This window comes from Pigmentiphaga humi (genome assembly GCF_900606115.1).
GTDB classification, from domain to species: Bacteria; Pseudomonadota; Gammaproteobacteria; order Burkholderiales; family Burkholderiaceae_B; genus Pigmentiphaga; species Pigmentiphaga humi.
This window is the reverse complement of sequence record NZ_UWPJ01000027.1, coordinates 48786-69048: the sequence shown is the minus strand read 5'-3', so window position 1 is coordinate 69048 and position 20263 is coordinate 48786. Positions and strand designations below refer to the sequence as shown.

Genomic DNA, 20263 nt, shown 5'->3' with positions numbered 1-20263 from the left:
CCTCAACCCCTATGGAAGAACGACAGCACATGCATTTGCAAACAGAAGTCCTCGTAATCGGTGCCGGACCGGTCGGGCTCGCCCTCGCCGGCGACCTCGGATGGCGGGGCAGGCAATGCCTGGTCGTCGAACGCGGCGATGGGGTCATCGGCCAGCCGCGCATGGACCTGGTCGGCCTACGCACGATGGAGTATTGCCGCCGCTGGGGACTGGTGGGCGAAGTCGAGGCCAGCCCCTACGACCGCGACTATCCGCAGGACAACGTATACCTGACCTCCCTGAACGGCTATGAGCTCGAACGCCAGCCCATGCCGTCCATGCGCGACGAGCCGGCGCCGCCGGAAAGCCCGCAGCATCGGGAACGCTGCCCGCAAAACATGTTCGACCCCATTCTGTGCCGGTTCGCCCGCTCGCAACCGTCGGTCGAGCTGCTGTACCGGCACGAGTTCCTCTCCTTCGAGCAGGACGGCGATGGCGTCACCGCGAAAATCGCCGATCTCGCGACAGGCGCCGAGAAGACGATACGCGCCCGCTTCCTGGTAGGTTGCGATGGCGCCCGCAGCGCCGTTCGCACCCAGCTCGGCATCGACATGCAGGGACGCGGCCTGTTGACGAACACCACCAACGTCATCTTCCGCTGCCCCGAGTTCAACCGGCTGCACGACAAGAAGCCCGGCTACCGCTACATGTTCGTCGGTCCCGACGGCATATGGGCCACCATCGTCGCCATCAACGGCAACGACCAATGGCGCATGTCCATCATCGGCAATGCGCGGGAGCGGCCGGAATACACCAACGAGGAGATCGAGGCGTTCGCCCATCGCGCGCTGGGCCGGCCCTTCGACCTGGAGATTCTTTCGGTCCTGCGCTGGGCTCGCATGGAACTGGTCGCCGACCGTTATCACGAAGGCCGCGTATTCATCTGCGGCGATGCCTGCCACCTGACGTCGCCGACCGGCGGGCTGGGCATGAATACGGGCATCGGCGACGCCGTCACCCTGTCCTGGAAACTCGCCGCGCATCTGGAAGGCTGGGGCGGGCCAGGCCTGCTCGAGGCCTATGGCATCGAACGCCGCCCCATCGCCAAGCGGATCACGGCTTTTTCCACCGAGAACCTGCGGACGATGAAACAGGTTCCCACCAGCGAGAAGCTGTTCGACGACGGTCCCGAAGGCGCCGAGGCCCGGGCCCGGGCCGGCCGCGCGCTGGCCGAGGGGCTGAGGCAGGAATGGTTCTCCATGAACATCCATCTGGGCAACCGCTACACCGGCTCGCCCGTCATCGTCTATTCCGAACCCGAAGACCCGCAGGCCATCCAGGCCGAATTCGACGATGCCATCCACTACCGGCCGACCTCCCGTCCGGGCTGCCGCGCGCCGCATGCATGGCTGCAGGACGGGCGCTCGACCCTGGACCTGTTCGGCAGGCATTTCGTGCTGCTCGATTTCGGCGGGCCTGACGCCGCCAGCCACGCATTCACGGCCGCCGCGCGCGCGGCCGGCGTACCGGTCGAGCACGTCCGCCTGGCCCAGCCCGAGATCGCCTCGCGCTATGAAAAGCGGTTCGTGCTGGTACGGCCCGACGGCCACGTCGCCTGGCGGGGCGACGCCATTCCCGAGGATGCGCAGCGCCTCCTCGCCACGGTAACAGGACACCAAGGAGACTGAACCGATGAAGCTCTTCCGATTCAACGGCGGCCGGATAGGCATCGCCCAGGGCGGCGACGCCTACGACATCACCGATGCGCTCGGCATCGACACGGCGATGTGGCCGCCCGTGCAGATGGTGCAGCTGATCGCCGATTTCGACGCGCGCATGCGGGGCATCGAGACCCATGCCGGGACGCGCCGCATCGATCTCTCGCAAGTACGGCTGGAAGTCCCCATCGAATGGCCGAACAAGCTGCTCGCGTATCCGGTGAACTACGTCAAGCACGGACTGGAGATGAATTCGAAGAACCGGGCCGACCGCAACGGCTTCTTCCTGAAGGCCAACTCCTCGCTGTCCGGCCCGAACGACCCCATCGTCCTGCCTGAGCTGCCGGGACGCGAGATCCACCACGAGTGCGAGGTAGGCATCGTGATCGGCAAGGGCGGCCGGAACATTTCCCGCGCGGATGCCTATGCGCACGTGTTCGGCTATGCCTGCCTGATCGACATGGTGGTGCGCGGCAACGAAGAACGCGTCATGCGCAAGTCCTACGACACCTTCTGCCCCTTCGGCCCGTGGATCGTCACGGCGGACGAGATTCCGGACCCGGCCAATCTGCAGGCGCGGCTGTGGGTCAACGGCGAACTGCGCCAGGATGCCAATACACGGGACCTGATCGTCGACATTCCCGAAATGATCGAAATCGCATCCCGGGTCGCGACGCTCCATCCGGGGGACATCATCGCCACCGGCACGCCCGAAGGCGTCGGGCCGGTCCAGCGCGGCGACCGCGTACGCATCGCCATCGACCATATCGGCGAAATGACCCTCGAGGTCAGGTAGACAGGGGTAGCACATCATGACAGAAGCCTTGAAACCCGCACTTGCCTTCGACAGCGCGCAGGACCTGGACGAACTGCATGCGATGCTGGACGGCGTCCGGATGAAGAACGGCTGGGCCAAGCCCACGCCTTCGCTCTATCCCGAGCCCAAGCGCCCGTTCATCCCGGCGCATTGGCGCTATGCCGACGCGCGCGCGGCGCTGCACGCAGCCGGCCGCCTGGTCGGCACCGACCGCGCGGAGCGCCGCAACCTCATCATGGCGAACCCGGTTCCCGGCAACGACTACGGGACCACCCGGACGATCGTCGGCGCCTACCAGATGGTCAAGTCGGGCGAGTACGCGCGCAGCCACCGCCATACGCCGAACGCCATGCGCCTCATCCTCGAAGGAGCGCCGGACGCCTACACCATCGTCGACGGCAAGCGCATCCCCATGCTGGCCGGAGACGTCCTGCTGACGCCGAACTGGAGCTACCACGGACACGACAACCAGAGCGGCCGGGACGCCTACTGGATCGACTTCCTGGACGTGCCGCTGGCCGAGTACCTGGGTCCGATATTCTTCGAAATCCATCCCGATACCCTCGAGCAAAGCAGCGAAGCCGCACCGCTGTCGCCCATGCGCTTCGCGCACAGCGAATACAGCGTGCGCGTGGCCGCGCTCCAGGATACGTCGCCCGGCGTCAAATGCCTGGAACTGGGGCCGCCCCGCCTCGCCACCTTCGATCGCGTGATCGTGCAGATGGCCGCGGGCACGCGGTGGAACCGCCCGCGCACGACCGTCAACCAGATCTACGTCGTGGTCAAGGGAAGCGGCACCGCCACGTCCGGCGAACACGCCTTCGACTGGAACCCGGGCGACATGATCGCCATCCCGAGCTGGCATGACCATCACGTCCATGCATCGAGCGACGCCACGCTGCTGCGCGTATCCGACGCGCCGCTCATGCGCATGCTGGGCTGGGAGCGCACCGCCCTGGCTTCCAGGTAAACCGGCGACGAAATTCCCATTCACAAGAGGAGATCCAGGATGAGACGCCCACTGATTCTTTCCATGGCTGCATGCGCGCTGCTCGGGTCGAGCATCGCGCAGGCCCAATCCAGCTACCCGTCCCGCCCCGTCACGATAGTCGTGACGCTGGCCGCCGGCGCCACCAACGATATCGTCGCCCGGGCGCTTGCGCAGAAACTGACCGAACTCACCAGGCAGACATTCGTGGTGGAAAACCGGACCGGCGGCAATGGCACGATAGGCGCCGCCCACGTGGCGCGGGCGGCGCCGGACGGCTATACGCTGCTGCTCGGCAACACCAGCACGCTGGCCATCCACCCCAGCCTGTTCTCCAAGCTCGACTACGATCCGGTAAAGGATTTCGTGCCGGCCTCCATCCTGGCCGAATCCCCCAGCGTCATGGTGGTCAATCCGGCGGTGCCGGCCAGGACGCTCAAGGAATTCATCGCCTACGCCAAGGCCAACCCGAAAGGCGTGGCCTACGGTTCGCCCGGCAGCGGCTCGCCCTTCCACCTGTCCGGCGAACTGTTCAACAGCCAGGCCGGCACGACCATGCTGCACGTCCCCTATCGCGGCAATGCCCCGGCCATGACCGACCTGATGGGCGGTCAGATACAGGTGATGTTCGACAACACGCCCAACGTCATTCCCCAGATACGGGCCGGCAAGCTGCGGGCGCTCGCCGCGACGTCGCGCGAACGCATCCCGCAGCTCCCCGACGTGCCGACGCTGGCCGAAGAGGGATTCCCGGCTGCGGAATCGACTTCGTTCTTTGCCCTGGTCGCGCCCAAAGGCACCTCGCCGGAGGTCATCGGCAAGCTGTCGGAGAAAGTACGCGAGGCCATGCACGATCCGGCCGTGCAGAAGCGCCTGGACGAACTGGGCGCAGTCGCGGTCGGCAACACCCCTCCACAGGCCCAGCGCTATCTCGACGAACAAGTGGCGAAATGGAGCACGGTGGTCAAGGCATCCGGCGCGAAGGCCGATTGACGGGCCCCGGCCGGCGCGCGGCATCTCCCCCGGGCAGCCGCCTGCCTCATCCAATCACACGGAAGCAAACACCATGAAACTGATCAAATTCCAGGCCGATGGCCGGACCAGCACGGGCATCGTCGCCGGGTCGGGCGTCGTCGACGTCGGCCGCCGTGCGCCGCATCTCTCCACCATCGGCGCGATGGCGGCGGCGCCGGACGAGGTGGCGCGGCTGGCACGCGGCGCAAGCGCCGATCACGCGCTCGCGGACGTCACGCTCCTGGCCCCCATCGAACCGGCCAACCGCATATTCTGCGTGGGCGTGAACTACAAATCGCATGCGGAAGAAACCGGCCGGGACGTTTCGCCGCGCCCCTCGGTCTTCATCCGCGTCCACGAAAGCATCGTGCCCCACGGGATGCCCATCATCCGGCCAAAGGCATCCACCCGCTTCGATTTCGAAGGCGAACTGGCAGCCGTCATCGGCCGCCCCGCGCACCTCGTATCCGAACAGGATGCCTTGCAGTACGTCGCCGGCTACAGCTGCTTCATGGACGGCAGCATCCGCGACTACCAGAAGTTCTCGGTCACCGCCGGCAAGAACTTCGACCGCAGCGGCGCTTACGGCCCCTGGATCGTCACCGCGGACGAAATCCCGGACCCCACCCGGCTGACGCTGGCCACACGCCTGAACGGCCGGGAAATGCAACGCTCCGGCACCGACCTGCTGATCTATTCGGTGCCCTTGATTCTTTCCTACCTGTCCGAAATCACCACGCTCGTTCCCGGGGACGTCATCGCCACCGGCACGCCGGCCGGCGTCGGCCACCGGCGGGATCCGCAAGTGTGGATGAAACAGGGGGATCGAATCGAAGTCGATATTGCCGGCATCGGCATCCTGGCCAACACCGTGGAGGACGAACAATGAGCACCGAGGCGCAAGGCAGCCTGGCCATGGCGTGCATGGATGTCATCCACCGCTTCTACCGTTCGCTCGATGCCGGCGACTATGAAACGCTGGCCGCGCAAATGCTGCCCGACGGCGTCTGGGAGCGCCAGGGCAAGGTTCTGAAGGGCCGGACGGCGCTGCTGGAAGCGCTGAGCCAGCGCGGGGAAGGCGTGATCACCACCCACCTGGTGCAGAACCTGGTGGTCGACCGCCAGGATGAGCGGACCGCCGCCGCCTCGATGTACGTCGTCGTGCTGCGCCACGAAGGCGGCGCGGCGGCCGGCGCGCCGGTGCCGACGCCGCCGATCCGGGCGGTCCAGCTGGTGCGCGACACCCTGGCCCTGACCAGCGACGGCTGGCGTATCGCGCACAAATCGGGAAAGGCGGTTTTCCGCAGCGCGCACTAGCGAGGCAGGCGGGGGGAACACCGCTTGCCAGGCGCGGCTCGCTGCCCGCGGACACCCGTGCTGCAGTTCTCCCCGCAAAGCGAGTACCATGTTCCTCTGCTCGCCTTATCCGATAGACGCACCATGAAGCAAGAGCCTACCCTGCGCGACGACAACGCGCCCCGCCCCGAAAGCGATACCAGTCTCATGTGGTCCGATGCCCGGCTGCTCGGGTTCACGCCCATGGACGACTCGCACCAGGAGTTCTACGAGGTCGCATTCCGCCTGCTGACCTGTACGCAGGAGTCCGCGCCCCAGGCGCTGGAAGCCTTCGAGGAACACCTGAAGTCGCACTTCGGCCAGGAAGAAGAGTGGATGCGCACGACCGGCTTTCCGCCCTCCGACTGCCATATCGACGAGCACGCCGCGGTGATGAAATCCACGCAGGAAGTGCGGGAGCTGGTGCGCACCGGCCAGGCGGGCGCGGATCTGGTCCACGATTTCGCCATGCACCTGTTCCAGTGGTTCCCCGGGCACGCCGATTACCTCGACGCCGCGCTCGCCGCCTGGATGAGCAAGCAGGCCTTCGGCGGCAAGCCGGTGGTCCTGCGCCGCAAGGTCTAGCGGCAGCCGGCTCCCCCGCGTTCGATCAGCGCAGGCGCTCGCACAAGGCCTGCAGCGTCCGCAAGGCCACGCTCAGTTGTTCCTGGTCGAACCCGCCGGACAGTTCGTTGATCCATGCCACCTGGTTGGCGGTAAGTTTCTCCAGCACTTCCCTGCCCTCGTCGGTGAGCGTGGCCAGTTGGGCGCGCTGGTGATTCGGATTGGCCTCGAAGGCGATCAGGCCGTCGCCGGCCAGCGAGCGCGCATTCCAGAGCGTGATCTGGCGCGACATGCCCAGTTCGCGGCCCAGCTGCGCCGCGGTCTTGCCTTCGTGGCGGATCGCCCCCAGGATCTGCCACTTGGGCGAGTTGATGCGATCGTCCTGGATGACGGCCGGCGCGGCCGTCTCCAGCGTGGTGTTGGCCTTGAAGACCTGCAGGACGAGATCGGTCAGCAATTCGCCTGCGGCGGTACGCGCAGGCGCTTTCTTGCCTTTCGGGGTCGGCATGGGCAGAAGCGTAGCATTCAGTGGTCGATGCCAGCATGATATTCGATCCATCCTGCCCCGCCGCCCCTCCTCCGCTACTCCATCTGTACCCCGGCTTCGCCGATCGCGCGCCGCCATACCTCCAGCTGCGTCTTCAGCAGCGCGGCGAAAGCCTGCGGCGAGCTGCGCACCGGCTCGTAGCCGTACGAGGCTAGGGCCCTGCCCACCCTGGGCGTGGCGATGGCCTCGCTGACGGCCCGGGCGATCTGCTCGACCACCGGCGCGGGCGTTCCGGCGGGGGCGAACAAGCCGAGGAAGCCCGCCGTCTCGAAACCGTCGAATCCGAGTTCCTTGAGCGTGGGCATGTCCGGCGTCAGCGACGACCGCTGGGCGCCCGTGCTGGCCAGGATGCGCAGCTTGTGGGCCTGCACCTGGGGCTCCAGGTCGGACAGCGCGGCAAAGATCGCCGATACCCGGCCGCCCGCCACGTCGATCACCGCCGGCGGCACGCCCTTGTAGGGAATGTGCATGAGGTCGACGCGTCCGCGCTTGGCCAGCTCGTAGCCATACAGGTGCAGGGTCGTGCCGGCGCCGGCCGAGGCATACGAATATTTGCCGGGCGCGCCCTTGGCCAGCGCCACGAATTCGCCTACCGTCCTGGCCGGTATGTCGCTGCCGATCGCCAGCCAGAGCTGCGAATCGGCGATCTGGGCCACCGGCGCGAAGCTCTTGACCGGATCGTAGGGCAGGTTGCGGTACAGGAAGGGAGTCTGGGCGAACGGCGTGGGCGTCAGCAGCAAGGTGTGGCCATCCGCCGGCGCCTTGGCCACCCAGGCAGCGCCGATGGTGGTGCTCGCGCCGGGGCGGTTCTCTATGATCACGGGCGTGCCGCGCCAGGCCTCGCCCAGGTGTTCGGCGAGCGCGCGCGCCACGTTGTCGATGGAACTGCCGGCCGGGCCCGGCACCACCAGCTTCACCGTTCCCTTCGGAAAATCCTGGGCCTGCGCGCCGGCGGCGAAAACCAGCCCGCAACACGCCGCGGCGATGCCCGCGGCCATGCTGCGGCGCGCCCCGCCCGCCTGTTTCATCCTTGTCTTCATGATGTCTCCTGTTGGTTGCAGTTCGTGCCGCCGTGGCGTCGTACCCCGGCGGCCATGTCGGAATGGGTTCAGGCCGCGGCGGCCTGGCCGCGCAGCGTCTCGGCCACGTCGGCCCAGCGGAACGGCTCCAGCGCGACCGGGGGATGCACCTCGCCGCAGTTCGGGCAGCGGCGCAGCGCCTCGTCTTCGTTGAACCGCCGGCAAGCCTGCAGATAGCCTTCCTGCGGCAGGACGTCGGCCGTATCCCAGACGTGGCGATGGATTTCCTCGCCGCATCCCCGGCACAGCCAGGCCACCGCTTCCAGGCCAGGCTCGCGCGCCTTGTAGCGCAGCTGTATGCCCGGCTCGCGCACTTCCAGCCTGTGGGGGATGCCCGCCGGCACGTAGACGAAATCGCCGGGCTCCATGTCAAAGTAGCGCACCGCACCGGCGGTGAACGACACCTGGGCGCGGCCGCTGACCAGCGCGATCACGGAATCCTTGGCGCAGATCAGGTGGAACGGCTGGTCGACGTCGTTGCGGCTGACGTGCAATTGCGGATCGACCTCGGGGCGCAGAACCGGAAACTCGTCGAAAGCGCCCAGCTTGGACGCTTCGCGGAACAGGTTGAGCATGTTCTTCCTGCGGATGTCGATGGCGGTCATTTGCGGATCGCCTCCTCGAGCGCGCGGCGCGCGTCCTCCGACACGGAGGTGGCGCGCAGGTACTTGTCCCAGCCCCACATGGCGATGGGGAACGGATCGCTGACGTGGCCGCAGGCCTTGCACGTTCGGTTCGCCTCGGACGCGTTGAACCGGGCGGCGGCCTCGGCGGCGCCGGCATTGGAAGGCAGCGGCGGAAAGAAGCCGTCGTGGTCGGCGGTCGTGAAAGCGGAAAACGACAGCTTGAAGATCTCCTGGCTGCACGCCTCGCAGGCGAAGGCCACGGCTTCGAGCTGTTCGCCCTCTTCCAGCTGCCGCTGAGTGACCACGTTCAAAGCGAAGAACTCCGCCGCGCCCGAACCGCCCACACCGTGCGTCTTGGGTCCGACCACGACGTCGCCCGTGCGCACCCGGCCGTTGGCGCCGAAAGACACCATGACCTCGTCCACCGCGTTGGTGTGCAGGAAATAGCCGCGCTTGCCGGACTGGCCGCCGGCACGGATCGACGTGCAGGCGGACACGATGTCGCCCGGCCCGTCGTACGGGAACATGGGCAGGAGCTGCGTGTTGGCCTGCCTGGCGTAGCGATAGGCATTGGTCTTGACCGGCGCTTTGTCCGGCCTGGGTTCGGGCATGCGCAATGCCCCGTCCGCGTCTGGCTTGATCGTCATGTTGCTGTTTCTCGATTCGTGGTTGTTCATTCCCGTCCCGGCGGGCGACGGCCGAAATTTGCCATGGCTCATTGCCGCCGTAACGCTGCAGCATATCCCTATTGACAAAAATCTCCAAAAAGTAAATATTTGTCTAATTGAAAAAATCAGTCATTTCACGGACAGACAGCCGGCCGCCGCCCCTCGGACCGCTTGCGGCAAACACAGGAGAACCCATGCACGACACCATTACGATCCTCGTGGCGACCATGAGCGGCACCGCGGAAATGCTGGCCGACGACCTCGCCGACAAACTGGCCGGCGCCGGCCTGACCGCCCGGGTCCGGCGGATGGACGAGATCCAGGCCGCGGACATCGCTCCGGGCCTCTACCTGGTCTGCTCCTCCACCTATGGCGTGGGGGAAATCCCGGCCAACGGCCAGGCCCTGTACGACGCGCTCCAGGCGTCCCGGCCCGACCTGGACGGCGTGCGCTACGGCGTGATCAGCCTGGGCGACAGCCTCTACCCCCAGACTTTCTGCTTCGGCGGCAGGCACTTCGACGAACTGCTGGCCGCGCTCGGCGCCCAGCGCATCGGCACGCGCCTGGAACACGACACCCGCAGCGGCCGCTATCCCGAGGACGCCGCGGCCGAGTGGCTGGAAACCTGGCTGCCCCAGGCCTCGCTGGCGCAGCCGTGCTGACCGGCGCCGCCGAGACGGCACGAGATCCCGCCATGCCCGATTTCGATTACCTGGTCGCCGGCGGCGGCCCCGCCGGCGGCGCCGCCGCGCGCGAGCTGGCGCGCCACTGCCCGGAAGGCTCGATCGCCCTGGTCGGCGACGAGCCTCATCCCCCGTACGAACGTCCTCCGCTCTCCAAGGATTGCCTGGCGCAGCTGGCCGGCGGCGGCGACGCGCCGCCGCGCGCCATGCTGGGCGAGCGCGAAGCCTGGCAGGCCGCCGGCATCCATCTCCTGCTGGGCACCCGCGTCGCCGGCATCGCGCCCCAGGCGCGCACCGTCACGCTGGACGACGGGCGGCCGCTGAGCTACGGCAAGCTGCTGCTGGCCACCGGCACGCGCGCGCGCATCCTGCCGATGGACCGCGGGCAGTCCAATCTCCATTACCTGCGCACACACGGCGACGCTTGCCGGCTGGCAACGCGCCTGACGGCGGGTGCGCGCGTCGTCGTGATCGGCGGCGGCTTCATCGGGCTGGAAGTCGCCGCCACGGCCTGCCGCCTGGGGTGCACGGTCACGGTGCTGGAAGCCGGACCGCGCCTGATGGGGCGCGCCCTGCCCGATACCCTGGCCCGGCGGTTTTGCGACAAGTTCACCCACGAGGGCGTATCGGTGCGGCTCGGCGCCGCCGTGCAGGCGCTGGAAGGAGCGGACGCGGTCCATGCGGTCGTCCTGGCGGACGGCGCCTCGCTGCCCGCCGACGTCGTCGTGGTCGGCATCGGCGCGGTCCCGAACACCGAGCTCGCGCAAGCTGCCGGGCTGCAGGTGGAAAACGGCATCGTGACCGATGCGCAGGGCCGCACCAGCGACCCGCACATCTACGCCGCGGGCGACGTGGCGCAACGCCCCCAGGAACTGGACTCCTATCCCGGCTTCTCCGCCCGGCTGGAAGCCTGGGAACCCGCGCTCGACCAGGCCCTGGCCACCGCCCAGGCGATGCTGGGACGCCCCGCCGCGCCGCTCCGTCCGCCCTGGATGTGGTCCGACCAATTCGCCTGGAATCTGCAGGTCGCCGGGCACGGCGGCCTGGCCGACACCGAGGTCTGCCGCGAACTGGGCAAGGACGCCATGGCGATCTTCCAACTGTGGCAGGGCCGGCTGGTGGGCGCGATCACGCTCAACAGCCCGCGCGAGATGAGCCTGGCGCGGCGCGCCCTGCAGAACCGCGCGCGGCCCGATCCGGCCAGGCTGGCCGATCCCGCCGTGCCCCTGCGCGAAGCGCTGGGCCGCTGAAGCGGCCTGGCCCGTTCCAACGCGGCCGGCCTCCGACCGTCTCTCCCTTTTTTTCCTCCTATGGAGCTCGTCCGTCCATGACGTTCAACGCCACCCTTACCCTTCCCGACGGCAGCATGGGCCTCCATGCCGCCGGCCCCGACGACGCCGGCGCGCCGGCCCTGGTCGTCCTGCAGGAAATCTTCGGCGTCAACGCCGCCATCCGCCAGACCGTGGCGCACTATGCCGCGCACGGCTACCGCGCCGTCGCGCCCGACCTGTTCTGGCGCCAGCGGCCCGGGATCGAACTCGATCCCGACGACGAAGCCGGCCACGCCGCCGCCATGGAGGCCGCCCAGGCCTACGGCAAGCAGCCGGACGCCGCGATGGCCGACCTGGCCGCACTCGTGGAGATGCTCAAACAACGCCACGGCACGGTCGGCGTGGTGGGCTATTGCCTTGGCGGCCGCATGGCCTTCCTGGCCTGGCTGCAGCTGGACGTCGATGCGGTCGTCAGCTACTACGGCGTGGGCCTGGACCAACTGGTCGGCCGGACGGGCGCGCAAGCCACGCCCCTGCAGATGCACGTGGGCACCAACGACCCTCTCATCCCCGCCGCCGTGCGCGAATCGGTCGCCGCGGCCCTGGGCGGCCGGGACGCCGTGAGCCTCCATCTCTACGAAAACGCCGGCCATGCGTTCGCCCGCCGCGGCGGCAAGACGCGCCTGGCGCAGGCCGCCGAACTGGCCGACCAGCGCGCGCTGGCGTTTCTCGACCGCCACCTCAAGGAGCAAGCATGAGCCTGCCCGCCCGGCACGACGAGCCCCGGCTGTCCCGCTCCCATACGCTGAATTTCGTCGGCGACTGGGGGCTGGCCAATATCCATCGCATCTGCGGATGGCTGTGCAACGAGTTCTGCAACCGCGCCGGCCCAGCGAGCCGCGTCGCCATCTGGAGCATACGCGGCGGCGGCATCGAAGCCATCCACGAGGTCCAGGACGGCCAGGCCGACTTGTGCGTCATGACGCCCGCCGCACTGCTGCCGCTGGCGCTCGAAGGCCGCGGGCTGTTCCAGCCGCGCCCCACGCCGAACCTGCGGGCCTTGGCGGTGCTGCCGCAGGACGACAGGATGCTGCTGGCCCTGGCGCCGGACCTCGGCATCTCGTCCTTCGAGGAACTGCGGCGCCGGCGTCCGCCGCTGCGCATCGCGGCCTCCAGCAACGACGGCACCAACCTCATCGGCTACGTCGGACGCCTGCTGATGGCGGCCCACGGCATAGACGAAGACACCCTGCGCAGCTGGGGCGGCTGCTACGTCGAAGACACCCATCCCCGGGACTGCCTGGAACGCATGCAGGCCGGCACCGTGGACGCCGTCCTGCAGGAAGCCGTCATGACGCCCTGGTGGTCGCAGCTGATCGACAGCGGCAAGGCCGTCCCGCTGCCCGCCGAGCGGGCGGCGCTGGACAAGCTCGCGGCCGAACACGGACTTCCGTCGGGCGTATTGCCGGCCGGCTACTGGGACAAGCTGCGCAACGACCTGCCCGCGCTGGACTTCTCGGATTTCCTGGTCATGGTGCGCGACGACATGCCCGACGAAGTCGCCCATCTGCTGACCTGGTGCCTGGCCGAAACCCGCGAATCGCTGGAACGCCAGTACCGGCACATCCCGCCCAAGCGCAGCCCGGTGACCTACCCCATCGACCCCCGCCGCATGGCGCGCCCGCCCATCCCGCTTCACCCGGGCGCGGCGCGCTACTACCGCGAGGCGGGCCTGCTCGAGGCGCCGGCCGCCACGGCCTGACACGCGCTTTCCCGTTCCACCGGCACGCGTCTTTCCCGCCGGCCCACCCGGGCCGGCGCGGGACGGCTCGCGCCCACGGGAGTCGGGCAGGCGCGGCCGGGCTCCCGCCATTCCATCGCGCACACGGAGGAGAAAGAATGAAACACGCCATCGCCGGCATCCTGCTGGCCGGCACGGCCGGCATCGTCCAGGCCCAGACCCAGGTCACGCTCTACGGCATCGTCGATGCCGGCTACATGTACGACAAGACCGAGGGCCAATCCGCCATCCACGGCATACAGAGCGGCAATCACACCCAATCGCGCTTCGGCCTGCGCGGCACGGAAGACCTGGGCAACGGCCTGCAAGCCCTGTTCGTGCTGGAGAACCGCTTCACCACGGACACCGGATCGTGGTTCGGCAATCGCCTGTTCCAGGGCGGCTCGTACGTCGGGCTGAACAGCAAGACCGCCGGGGAAGTGAAGCTCGGCCGCTTCATGGGTACCGCATTCACCTGGGCCGGCATGACCGGCAATCCGTTCGGCCTGGGCTACGGACGCTCCACGCTGGGCACGGCGTTCGCCTACAACGACCCGGAATTCGGCAACGGCTTCACCAACAACGCCATCTACTACACGACCCCGGTCATGGCCGGCCTGCAGGGAAGCCTGGGCTATTCCTTCGCCCAGGCCGACGCGGAGGTGCCCGGCGCGGGCAACAACAACCGCATGATGGAAGCGGGCGCCCGCTATACCCGCGCCGGCCTGCGCGCCGTGGCGACCTGGCAGTACGTCAAGACCGTATCGGGACAGCGCAACCCGCAGAACCTGACCCTGGCCGCCGCGTACGACTTCGGCCCGCTCACCGTGCATGCGGCCTATGGGCGGCTGCACAACTCCAACGGCGCGCTCTACGGCGTCCGGAACGACCATGCCTATTCGATAGGCGTGAACGTTCCGGTCGGCAGCGGGCAGGTGCTGGCCGGCTACCAGCGCGCCACGGGCAGCAAGGTCGACAACATCGCGGTGGGCTACAGCCACGCCATGTCCAAGCGCACGACCCTGTACGCCTACTTCAACACCGGCGACTCGAGCAGCGGCGCGGTTGCGATCCGCAAGGAACAGAAGCAGTTGTCGATGGGCCTGCTGCACCGGTTCTGAACGCGGCGCCGGCCCCGGCGGCTCAGGACGCCGCCGGGGCGGCGCGCCGGCGGACGGCGGGCTTGCGTTTGGCCGGCGCAGGCGCGCCGGTCTCGGCCGACTTGCCCGCTTCTTCGTAGGCCTGGCGGATCGCGCGCAGCGCGGCGTTGCCCAGGTGCGCATTGTGCGAACGCATGGCGAGGAAGGCTTCCTCGCCCTTGCCGTCGAGGATGGCGCGCACGATCTTCTCGTGGGAGGCGTGCGAGGAGGCCAGCCGGTCGCTTTCGGCGGGGTGGTACTGGCGATAGGGGCTCAGGCGCTCGCGGATGTCGCCGACCATGTCGCCCAGCGCCTGGTTGTGCGCGCCTTCGAGAATCAGGCGGTGCAGTTCCTTGTTGGTCTCCAGGTAGCCGTCCACGTCGCCGTTGTCCACATGTTCCTTGGAGCGCTGGTGGATGTATTCCAGCTCGCTGCGCTCCAGCGCCGTCATGGACTCGGCCGCGAGCCGCGCGCACAGCGCCTCCAGCTCGCATTCCGCATGCAGGATCTCGGCCAGTTCCTTGACTCCGATCTGCTTGACCACCACCCCCCGCATCGGCACGATCTCGGCCAGCCCGCGCGCCGCGAGCTGGCGCAGCGCCTCGCGTATGGGCGTGCGAGACACCTTGTATTCCTCTGCCAGCGCCCGCTCGTCCAGGCGCGTCCCCGGCGGAAAGTCGCCGCTGATGATGCGCTCGGAAATCAGGGCCTGGATTTTCGCGGGGATCGTAGACATACGTGGGGGAGGCTTGTCGGATGGGGCCGGGGGGCGGGCCCTGATTATAGAAGAGCGCCGTCTGCCCCTGGCCCGGCCGGACGCGGGCTGTTCGGGCGGCTCAGCTCTCCGCCACCATGAACCCGTCGAAGAACCCCGCCAGTTCGGCATGCGCATCCAGCGGCAGCACGTGCGCGACGTACTGGTCGGGCCGCACCACCACCACGCAGCCGCGCTCGCGGTCGATGCCGCGCATGTCGAAGACGTCCTGGCCGCTCTTCGAATCGGCACAGAACATTTTCTCGTAGTCGACCAGCCCGTGGCGGCCTTTGCGGGGCAGCAGGAAGGCAGGCATCGCATCCAGGGCGAGCGCGCGGTGCCCTTGCTGGAAGACCGCGCGCACGTCGATCACGGCGTCGACGTCGGCCCCCGCGGGCGTATAGCGCCGCACCGGCGACCGCTCCGATACGGCCAGGAAATCGCACAGCGCCGCGAGCCTGCCGTCCGGGCTGGCAGGATCCTGGGCATCGGCGAAGACATACAGCCGCCAGCGGCCGTCGGCGCCGCCCGCATGCCCCAGGTGCATGGGCTTGGCGTCGGCCAGCCGCACCACCGGCGCCGAATGGAAGCGCATGCCTATGGGCAGCCCGGCGGCGAGCTCCTGGTGCGTGGGCTCGGCCGAGACCAGCGACGGGTAGTAGCAGGTCTCGGTGCCGGCGGTAAAGCGTCCCTGCTTGACGAAATAGCGCTGGAACTCGGCCGGGTCGATGCCCGTGCTGTCCGTCCTGGAAGGATCCTTGGGGGCCGCGCTGAACATCTTGGCGAACTCGCGGTCGAAATCGATCAGTTCCTTGGCGACGGTCTGGCGCTCGCTGGAATAGGTGTGCAGGATCTGCGGCGAACTCCGGCCGCGCAGCACGGCCGCCAGTTTCCAGCCGAGGTTGAAGCCGTCCTGCATCGAGACGTTCATGCCCTGCCCCGCCTTGGGGCTGTGCGTGTGGCAGGCGTCGCCGGCGATGAAGACGCGCGGCAGCTGCTCGTGCTCCTGCTGCTCCGGCACGTCGTCGAACTTGTCGCACAGGCGCTGGCCGATCTCGTAGACCGACCACCACGCGACCTCCTTCACGTCCAGCGCATACGGGTGCAGGATGCGCTGCGCCGCGGCGACCAGCCGGTCGGAGGTGATCTGGCGGCTGGCGACGCGCTCGTTCTCGTTGAGCTTGTCCAGCTCGATGTACAGGCGCACGAGGTAGCCGCCCTCGCGCGGGATGATCAGCACGCTGCCTTCGCTGGCGGAATGGATCGCCGACTTCATGCGGATGTCCGGGAAATCGGTCACGGCCAGCACGTCCATCACGCCCCAGGCCTGGTTGGCCGATTCGCCGTGAAGCGACCGCCCGATCGACTTGCGCACCGTGCTGTGCGCGCCGTCGCAGCCGACCGCGAAGCGCGCCTGCACCGTCTCGACTTCGCCCTCGTGCCCGGCGTCGAGCCGCTCGAAACGCGCGGTGACGGGATGGCTGGTGCCGGTTTCCGGCCCCGCCACCGTCAGCTCCAGCAGCCGGCGCGAATAGGCGGGCTCGAGCCGCGACGGCGAGTCGCGCATCACGTCCAGGTAGAAATCGTGCACGCGGGCCTGGTTCAGGATCACGTGCGGAAATTCCGACAGGCCGTCTTCCGTATCCTGGATCCTGCCGCTGCGCACGATGCGGTCGCGCTGCGCGTCGTCGGGCTTCCAGAACGAGGTCTCGTTGACCCAATAGGCTTCGCGCAGCACGCGTTCGCTGAAGCCGAAGGCATGGAACATTTCCACCGTCCGACAGGCGATGCCGTCGGCCTGCCCGAGCCGCAGCGGGCCCTCTTTCTGTTCGACGATGCAGGTACGGATATCGGGAAAGGCGGACAACTGCGTGGCCAGCGTCAGGCCGGTCGGGCCGCTGCCCACGATCAGCACGTCGACCTTGCCGGGCAGTACGCCGTCATGCCCGCTCGCCGCGTGCGCGGCCGGTTCGGAGATGTCGGGGTCGCCGGCCTTGAAACCGTTCAGGTGGAATTGCATGGCGCTACGTATCCATAGGAACTGGGAATGAACCCGGCCATTATCGCAGTTCTCCCCCTCCCGCCGGCCGCCGGAACGGCGGGCCGTTCAGCAATTTTCCAAGGGGATTCGTATAGACTGGACGAACCGCCGTCGGCCGCACAACCGGGGATACCATGACAGCAAATGACGTCCACCTTCTTGTCGCCGCCCTGATCAGCGTACTGGTGCTGGTCGGGCTCATCGTCTCGCGGATCCGCATGCACCCGCTGCTGGCGCTGCTGGTGGTTTGCGTAGGCGTGGGCTTTGTCACCGGCATGGCGCCCGACGCGCTGGCCCAGGCGATCACCAACGGCGCGGGCAAGACGCTGGGCGCCGTGGGAGTGGTCATCGCACTGGGCGCCATGCTCGGCAAGATCCTGGCCGATACCGGCGTGACCGATGGATTGGCCGGCGTCATCCTGGAACGCGCCTCGGCCAGGAGCATTCCGTGGGCCATGTCGCTGGTCGCCTTCATCGTCGGCATCCCGATGTTCTTCGAAGTGGGCCTGGTCGTGCTGCTGCCGCTGATCTTCAGCGTGGCGCGCAAGCTCGAGCAGCAGCAGGCGCTCAAGGGCTCGGCCTATGTGTACGTCGGCGTGCCGGTCATCGCCGCCCTGGCCGCCATGCACGGCATGGTGCCGCCCCACCCCGGCCCCCTGACCGCCATCGCCACGCTCAAGACCAGCGTCGGCGCCACCATGATCTACGGCTTCATTGCGGCGATCCCCGCCATCGTGCTGGGCGGTCCGGTCTATGCCCGCTTCATCGCCCCGCGCCTGGCGGTGCGCCCCGACCAGGCGCTCATCGATCAATTCTCCACCGGCCAGGCGCACGGCAGCGCTCCGGTAGGCATGGGCCTGGGCGTACTGGTGGCGCTGCTGCCGGCCATCCTGATGCTGGTGCACGCCGTGGCGGAAATCCTGCTGCCCAAGACCGGCTTCGCCTTCAAGCTCGCCGCCTTCCTCGGCAATCCCGTCATCGCCATGCTGATCGGCGTGCTGTTCGCCGCCATCCTGCTGGTCTACGCCCGCCGGGGCGATGCCGAGAAACTGCGCGAATCGCTGGGCGCCAGCCTGAAGCCCATCGCCGGCATCCTGCTGATCATCGCCGGTGGAGGGGCCTTCCAGCAGGTGCTGACCGACGCCAGGGTCGGCGACGCCATCGTCCACCTGACCCAGGCCTTCGCGCTGCCGCCGCTGGTATTGGGCTGGATCATCTCGATGCTGCTGTCGGTATCGACCGGCTCCGCCACGGTCGGCATTGTCGGCGCCTCCGGCCTGCTGGCGCCGCTGGCCGGCGTGGAGCCGGGGCTGAACGTGCCGTTGCTGGCGCTGTCGATCGGCTGCGGCTCGCTGTTCTTCAACTACGCCAACCACGCCGGCTACTGGATGGTGAAAGAATCCTTCGGCATGACCATGGGCGAGGCCACCAAGACCATCTCGGTGGTGCAGTCCATCGTCGCCCTGGTGGGGCTGGGCATGGTGCTGCTGATGAACATGCTGCCGCCGCTGGGGTAGGACCTCCCTACGCGCTTCGCGCGCACCCCAGGGGCGGCGCTGGCGGACCGGCGGAGCCGGATCCGCGGGACGCCCGGCGAACGGCCGGCTTGTACACTCGACGACTCGCACCAGGAGAATACCCACCATGCTAACCAGCGCACGCAATCATTTTTCCGGCACCGTGGCCCAGACTACCGCCGGCGCCGTCAATGACGAAATCATCATCCGTACCGCGGCGGGCCAGGAAATCGTCGCGACGGTCACGCGCGAAAGCGCCGACCGCCTCGGCCTGAAGCCCGGCGTCGCGGTCGCGGCGCTCGTCAAGGCGAGCTCGGTCATCGTCATGGTGGACGTCGACGCCGGCAAGGTTTCCGCCCGGAACGTGATATCGGGCAAGGTAAGCGCCCTGACCAAGGGAGCCGTCAATACCGACGTCACGATCACCGGCGGCAACGGACTGGAAGTCGCCGCCATCATCACCAACACCAGCGCCGAGCGCCTGGGCCTCGCCCCGGGCAAGCCCGCGGCGGCCATGTTTAAGGCATCCAGCGTCATCGTCGGCCTCGACGGCTGAATCCGATACCGGACCCGGCACATCGCTGATTACCGGCGGACGCGTCCCGGATGCAGCACCGCGCCCGCGAGGTGTATCATTTTGTGTCATGCCCTCCTCCAAACCACCTTGCGTGCCGGAGCATCTGTCCTCCCACGACGTCGAACCCGCGCTGCGCTTCGACTCCTGGCGGGAGCGCGCGCACCAATGGGTAGAGCTGCAGCCTTTGCCGCCAGGCGCCGAACTGGATGCGGAATTGCTCATTCTGCGCAGCCAGACCTGCATCTTCGGCACCATGCGCTCATCGGCCTACGAGATGCGCGCGGCATCACGCCGCCTGGCGAATGCGCCCGACATGGTGGTGGTCACCCTGATCCAGTCCGGCGAATTGCTGCGCGATGCCGCCCCGGGCGAGCTGCAGCGCGTCGGCCCGGGCACGCTGGGCCTGTACGACCCGAGGCGCATGGGGAACTACCGCTGGAGCCAGGGCTCGCGGGAGGTATTCCTGGCTTTGCAGCGCGACGACGTGCGGGCGGCGCTGGGACGCGAACCCGGCAACGTGCCGATCCCGTTGGAACGCTGCGTGCTGGCTCCCGCGCTGGCCAGCCAGTTGAACCATCTGGCCCTGCTGGCGCGCCAGCCGCAAAAGCTCGACGGCGTGGAATATGCGGGCTTGCTGGAGGGAACGCGCGAACTCGCGCTGCTGATGCTGCGCAATCTCGGACGCCAGGACTCGCGTACAGGGCAGTCCGATATGGAAGAAGACCTGAACGCCGGCCGCCACGCCGCGGCGCTGCGCTTCATGGACCGCGAGGCCCATCGCCACGACCTGGACGCCACGGCCATCGCCCGCGGCGCAGGCTGCTCGCGCACGCGCCTGTATGCGGCGTTCGCGTCACGGGGAGAAACCGTGATGGGGACACTGCGCGAGATCCGGTTGCAGCGCGCCAAGGAACTGATCGAACGCAGCCCCAGGCTGCACATCGGTTCGCTGTCGTGGCGCTGCGGCTTCGCGGATCAATCGGGCTTCAGCAAATTGTTCAAGATGCGCTTCGGCCTGCTGCCGTCGGAATGGCATCACCAGACGTGGGCGCCCCCCACCACCGCCCTGCCGAACCGGTCCGCCGCGCCGGCCGGCTTCGGGCCCAAGTGAAATCCTCGCCGCCAAGAACGATATTTGCTTTTTCCCCATAAGATTCATTTAAAAT

The 20263-nt window shown here is 68.1% G+C and carries 21 protein-coding genes; 15 read left to right on the top strand and 6 right to left on the bottom strand.

All coding sequences use genetic code 11. The annotated features are described in order from the left end of the window. Positions 1-29: 29 nt before the first annotated feature. The 7 genes from PIGHUM_RS17975 to PIGHUM_RS17945 all read left to right on the top strand — a co-directional run bounded on the left by PIGHUM_RS17975 (position 30) and on the right by PIGHUM_RS17945 (position 6436). The gene (locus PIGHUM_RS17975) at positions 30-1667 is read left to right on the top strand and encodes an FAD-dependent oxidoreductase (RefSeq protein WP_124081094.1); all 1638 of its coding nucleotides are present in this window, start codon (positions 30-32) and stop codon (positions 1665-1667) included. A 4-nt stretch (positions 1668-1671) separates the two neighbouring features. Further along, a complete protein-coding gene (locus tag PIGHUM_RS17970; protein WP_124081093.1) occupies positions 1672-2493 on the top strand; it encodes a fumarylacetoacetate hydrolase family protein in 822 nt (273 codons plus the stop codon). A gap of 16 nt (positions 2494-2509) precedes the next feature. Beyond that, on the top strand, positions 2510-3484 hold the full coding sequence (locus PIGHUM_RS17965) for a cupin domain-containing protein (RefSeq protein WP_124081092.1): 975 nt from the start codon (positions 2510-2512) through the stop codon (positions 3482-3484). Positions 3485-3523: 39 nt separating this feature from the next. Then, the gene (locus PIGHUM_RS17960) at positions 3524-4495 is read left to right on the top strand and encodes a Bug family tripartite tricarboxylate transporter substrate binding protein (protein WP_124081091.1); all 972 of its coding nucleotides are present in this window, start codon (positions 3524-3526) and stop codon (positions 4493-4495) included. A 73-nt stretch (positions 4496-4568) separates the two neighbouring features. After that, complete coding sequence (locus PIGHUM_RS17955) at positions 4569-5405, top strand: fumarylacetoacetate hydrolase family protein (RefSeq protein ID WP_124081090.1); 837 nt, start codon at positions 4569-4571, stop codon at positions 5403-5405. Further along, entirely contained in the window at positions 5402-5833 is a 432-nt protein-coding gene (locus PIGHUM_RS17950; RefSeq protein ID WP_124081089.1) for a nuclear transport factor 2 family protein, read from the top strand. Before PIGHUM_RS17955 ends, PIGHUM_RS17950 begins: the two co-directional genes overlap by 4 nt. A gap of 123 nt (positions 5834-5956) precedes the next feature. After that, the gene (locus tag PIGHUM_RS17945) at positions 5957-6436 is read left to right on the top strand and encodes a bacteriohemerythrin (RefSeq protein WP_124081088.1); all 480 of its coding nucleotides are present in this window, start codon (positions 5957-5959) and stop codon (positions 6434-6436) included. A 25-nt stretch (positions 6437-6461) separates the two neighbouring features. On the opposite strand, the gene PIGHUM_RS17940 is transcribed toward PIGHUM_RS17945, so the two are convergent. The 4 genes from PIGHUM_RS17940 to PIGHUM_RS17925 all read right to left on the bottom strand — a co-directional run bounded on the left by PIGHUM_RS17940 (position 6462) and on the right by PIGHUM_RS17925 (position 9314). Next, positions 6462-6923, bottom strand: coding sequence for a MarR family winged helix-turn-helix transcriptional regulator (locus PIGHUM_RS17940; RefSeq protein WP_124081087.1), 462 nt, complete (start codon positions 6921-6923; stop codon positions 6462-6464). 74 nt (positions 6924-6997) lie between these two features. Beyond that, on the bottom strand, positions 6998-8002 hold the full coding sequence (locus tag PIGHUM_RS17935) for a Bug family tripartite tricarboxylate transporter substrate binding protein (protein WP_124081086.1): 1005 nt from the start codon (positions 8000-8002) through the stop codon (positions 6998-7000). A 68-nt stretch (positions 8003-8070) separates the two neighbouring features. Beyond that, the gene (locus tag PIGHUM_RS17930) at positions 8071-8646 is read right to left on the bottom strand and encodes a cupin domain-containing protein (protein ID WP_124081085.1); all 576 of its coding nucleotides are present in this window, start codon (positions 8644-8646) and stop codon (positions 8071-8073) included. Next, positions 8643-9314 carry a cupin domain-containing protein gene (locus PIGHUM_RS17925; RefSeq protein ID WP_124081083.1) on the bottom strand — a complete coding sequence of 224 codons (672 nt, stop codon included), beginning with the start codon at positions 9312-9314 and terminating at the stop codon, positions 8643-8645. Before PIGHUM_RS17925 ends, PIGHUM_RS17930 begins: the two co-directional genes overlap by 4 nt. A gap of 215 nt (positions 9315-9529) precedes the next feature. On the opposite strand from PIGHUM_RS17925, the gene PIGHUM_RS17920 reads away from it, so the two are divergent. The 5 genes from PIGHUM_RS17920 to PIGHUM_RS17900 all read left to right on the top strand — a co-directional run bounded on the left by PIGHUM_RS17920 (position 9530) and on the right by PIGHUM_RS17900 (position 14190). Further along, on the top strand, positions 9530-9997 hold the full coding sequence (locus tag PIGHUM_RS17920; RefSeq protein WP_124081081.1) for a flavodoxin domain-containing protein: 468 nt from the start codon (positions 9530-9532) through the stop codon (positions 9995-9997). 32 nt (positions 9998-10029) lie between these two features. Beyond that, entirely contained in the window at positions 10030-11268 is a 1239-nt protein-coding gene (locus tag PIGHUM_RS17915; RefSeq protein WP_124081079.1) for an NAD(P)/FAD-dependent oxidoreductase, read from the top strand. Between the two features lie 77 nt (positions 11269-11345). Continuing rightward, positions 11346-12047 carry a dienelactone hydrolase family protein gene (locus PIGHUM_RS17910; RefSeq protein WP_124081077.1) on the top strand — a complete coding sequence of 234 codons (702 nt, stop codon included), beginning with the start codon at positions 11346-11348 and terminating at the stop codon, positions 12045-12047. Continuing rightward, a complete protein-coding gene (locus PIGHUM_RS17905; protein ID WP_124081075.1) occupies positions 12044-13051 on the top strand; it encodes a TAXI family TRAP transporter solute-binding subunit in 1008 nt (335 codons plus the stop codon). The genes PIGHUM_RS17910 and PIGHUM_RS17905 overlap by 4 nt, the downstream gene beginning before the upstream one ends. A 137-nt stretch (positions 13052-13188) precedes the next feature. Next, the gene (locus PIGHUM_RS17900) at positions 13189-14190 is read left to right on the top strand and encodes a porin (protein ID WP_124081074.1); all 1002 of its coding nucleotides are present in this window, start codon (positions 13189-13191) and stop codon (positions 14188-14190) included. Between the two features lie 22 nt (positions 14191-14212). Here PIGHUM_RS17900 and PIGHUM_RS17895 read toward each other — a convergent pair whose 3' ends face one another. After that, positions 14213-14944 carry a GntR family transcriptional regulator gene (locus tag PIGHUM_RS17895; RefSeq protein WP_160142339.1) on the bottom strand — a complete coding sequence of 244 codons (732 nt, stop codon included), beginning with the start codon at positions 14942-14944 and terminating at the stop codon, positions 14213-14215. A gap of 100 nt (positions 14945-15044) precedes the next feature. After that, positions 15045-16982 (bottom strand): FAD-binding monooxygenase, encoded by a 1938-nt coding sequence (locus PIGHUM_RS17890; RefSeq protein ID WP_124081070.1) that lies wholly within the window; start codon positions 16980-16982, stop codon positions 15045-15047. 155 nt (positions 16983-17137) lie between these two features. On the opposite strand from PIGHUM_RS17890, the gene PIGHUM_RS17885 reads away from it, so the two are divergent. From PIGHUM_RS17885 to PIGHUM_RS17875, 3 genes are all read left to right on the top strand, one after another. Next, positions 17138-18520, top strand: coding sequence for a GntP family permease (locus tag PIGHUM_RS17885; RefSeq protein ID WP_124081068.1), 1383 nt, complete (start codon positions 17138-17140; stop codon positions 18518-18520). A 127-nt stretch (positions 18521-18647) separates the two neighbouring features. Beyond that, positions 18648-19076 carry a TOBE domain-containing protein gene (locus PIGHUM_RS17880; RefSeq protein WP_124081066.1) on the top strand — a complete coding sequence of 143 codons (429 nt, stop codon included), beginning with the start codon at positions 18648-18650 and terminating at the stop codon, positions 19074-19076. An 88-nt stretch (positions 19077-19164) separates the two neighbouring features. Beyond that, positions 19165-20208, top strand: coding sequence for a helix-turn-helix transcriptional regulator (locus PIGHUM_RS17875; protein WP_124081064.1), 1044 nt, complete (start codon positions 19165-19167; stop codon positions 20206-20208). Positions 20209-20263 lie beyond the last annotated feature (55 nt).

Excerpts from the sequence above, each read along its gene's own strand:
- PIGHUM_RS17975 (WP_124081094.1), top strand. The coding sequence starts at position 30 with ATGCATTTGCAAACAGAAGTCCTCGTAATCGGTGCCGGACCGGTCGGG.
- PIGHUM_RS17970 (WP_124081093.1), top strand. The coding sequence starts at position 1,672 with ATGAAGCTCTTCCGATTCAACGGCGGCCGGATAGGCATCGCCCAGGGC.
- PIGHUM_RS17965 (WP_124081092.1), top strand. The coding sequence starts at position 2,510 with ATGACAGAAGCCTTGAAACCCGCACTTGCCTTCGACAGCGCGCAGGAC.
- PIGHUM_RS17960 (WP_124081091.1), top strand. The coding sequence starts at position 3,524 with ATGAGACGCCCACTGATTCTTTCCATGGCTGCATGCGCGCTGCTCGGG.
- PIGHUM_RS17955 (WP_124081090.1), top strand. The coding sequence starts at position 4,569 with ATGAAACTGATCAAATTCCAGGCCGATGGCCGGACCAGCACGGGCATC.
- PIGHUM_RS17950 (WP_124081089.1), top strand. The coding sequence starts at position 5,402 with ATGAGCACCGAGGCGCAAGGCAGCCTGGCCATGGCGTGCATGGATGTC.
- PIGHUM_RS17945 (WP_124081088.1), top strand. The coding sequence starts at position 5,957 with ATGAAGCAAGAGCCTACCCTGCGCGACGACAACGCGCCCCGCCCCGAA.
- PIGHUM_RS17940 (WP_124081087.1), bottom strand. The coding sequence starts at position 6,923 with ATGCCGACCCCGAAAGGCAAGAAAGCGCCTGCGCGTACCGCCGCAGGC.
- PIGHUM_RS17935 (WP_124081086.1), bottom strand. The coding sequence starts at position 8,002 with ATGAAGACAAGGATGAAACAGGCGGGCGGGGCGCGCCGCAGCATGGCC.
- PIGHUM_RS17930 (WP_124081085.1), bottom strand. The coding sequence starts at position 8,646 with ATGACCGCCATCGACATCCGCAGGAAGAACATGCTCAACCTGTTCCGC.
- PIGHUM_RS17925 (WP_124081083.1), bottom strand. The coding sequence starts at position 9,314 with ATGACGATCAAGCCAGACGCGGACGGGGCATTGCGCATGCCCGAACCC.
- PIGHUM_RS17920 (WP_124081081.1), top strand. The coding sequence starts at position 9,530 with ATGCACGACACCATTACGATCCTCGTGGCGACCATGAGCGGCACCGCG.
- PIGHUM_RS17915 (WP_124081079.1), top strand. The coding sequence starts at position 10,030 with ATGCCCGATTTCGATTACCTGGTCGCCGGCGGCGGCCCCGCCGGCGGC.
- PIGHUM_RS17910 (WP_124081077.1), top strand. The coding sequence starts at position 11,346 with ATGACGTTCAACGCCACCCTTACCCTTCCCGACGGCAGCATGGGCCTC.
- PIGHUM_RS17905 (WP_124081075.1), top strand. The coding sequence starts at position 12,044 with ATGAGCCTGCCCGCCCGGCACGACGAGCCCCGGCTGTCCCGCTCCCAT.
- PIGHUM_RS17900 (WP_124081074.1), top strand. The coding sequence starts at position 13,189 with ATGAAACACGCCATCGCCGGCATCCTGCTGGCCGGCACGGCCGGCATC.
- PIGHUM_RS17895 (WP_160142339.1), bottom strand. The coding sequence starts at position 14,944 with ATGTCTACGATCCCCGCGAAAATCCAGGCCCTGATTTCCGAGCGCATC.
- PIGHUM_RS17890 (WP_124081070.1), bottom strand. The coding sequence starts at position 16,982 with ATGCAATTCCACCTGAACGGTTTCAAGGCCGGCGACCCCGACATCTCC.
- PIGHUM_RS17885 (WP_124081068.1), top strand. The coding sequence starts at position 17,138 with ATGACAGCAAATGACGTCCACCTTCTTGTCGCCGCCCTGATCAGCGTA.
- PIGHUM_RS17880 (WP_124081066.1), top strand. The coding sequence starts at position 18,648 with ATGCTAACCAGCGCACGCAATCATTTTTCCGGCACCGTGGCCCAGACT.
- PIGHUM_RS17875 (WP_124081064.1), top strand. The coding sequence starts at position 19,165 with ATGCCCTCCTCCAAACCACCTTGCGTGCCGGAGCATCTGTCCTCCCAC.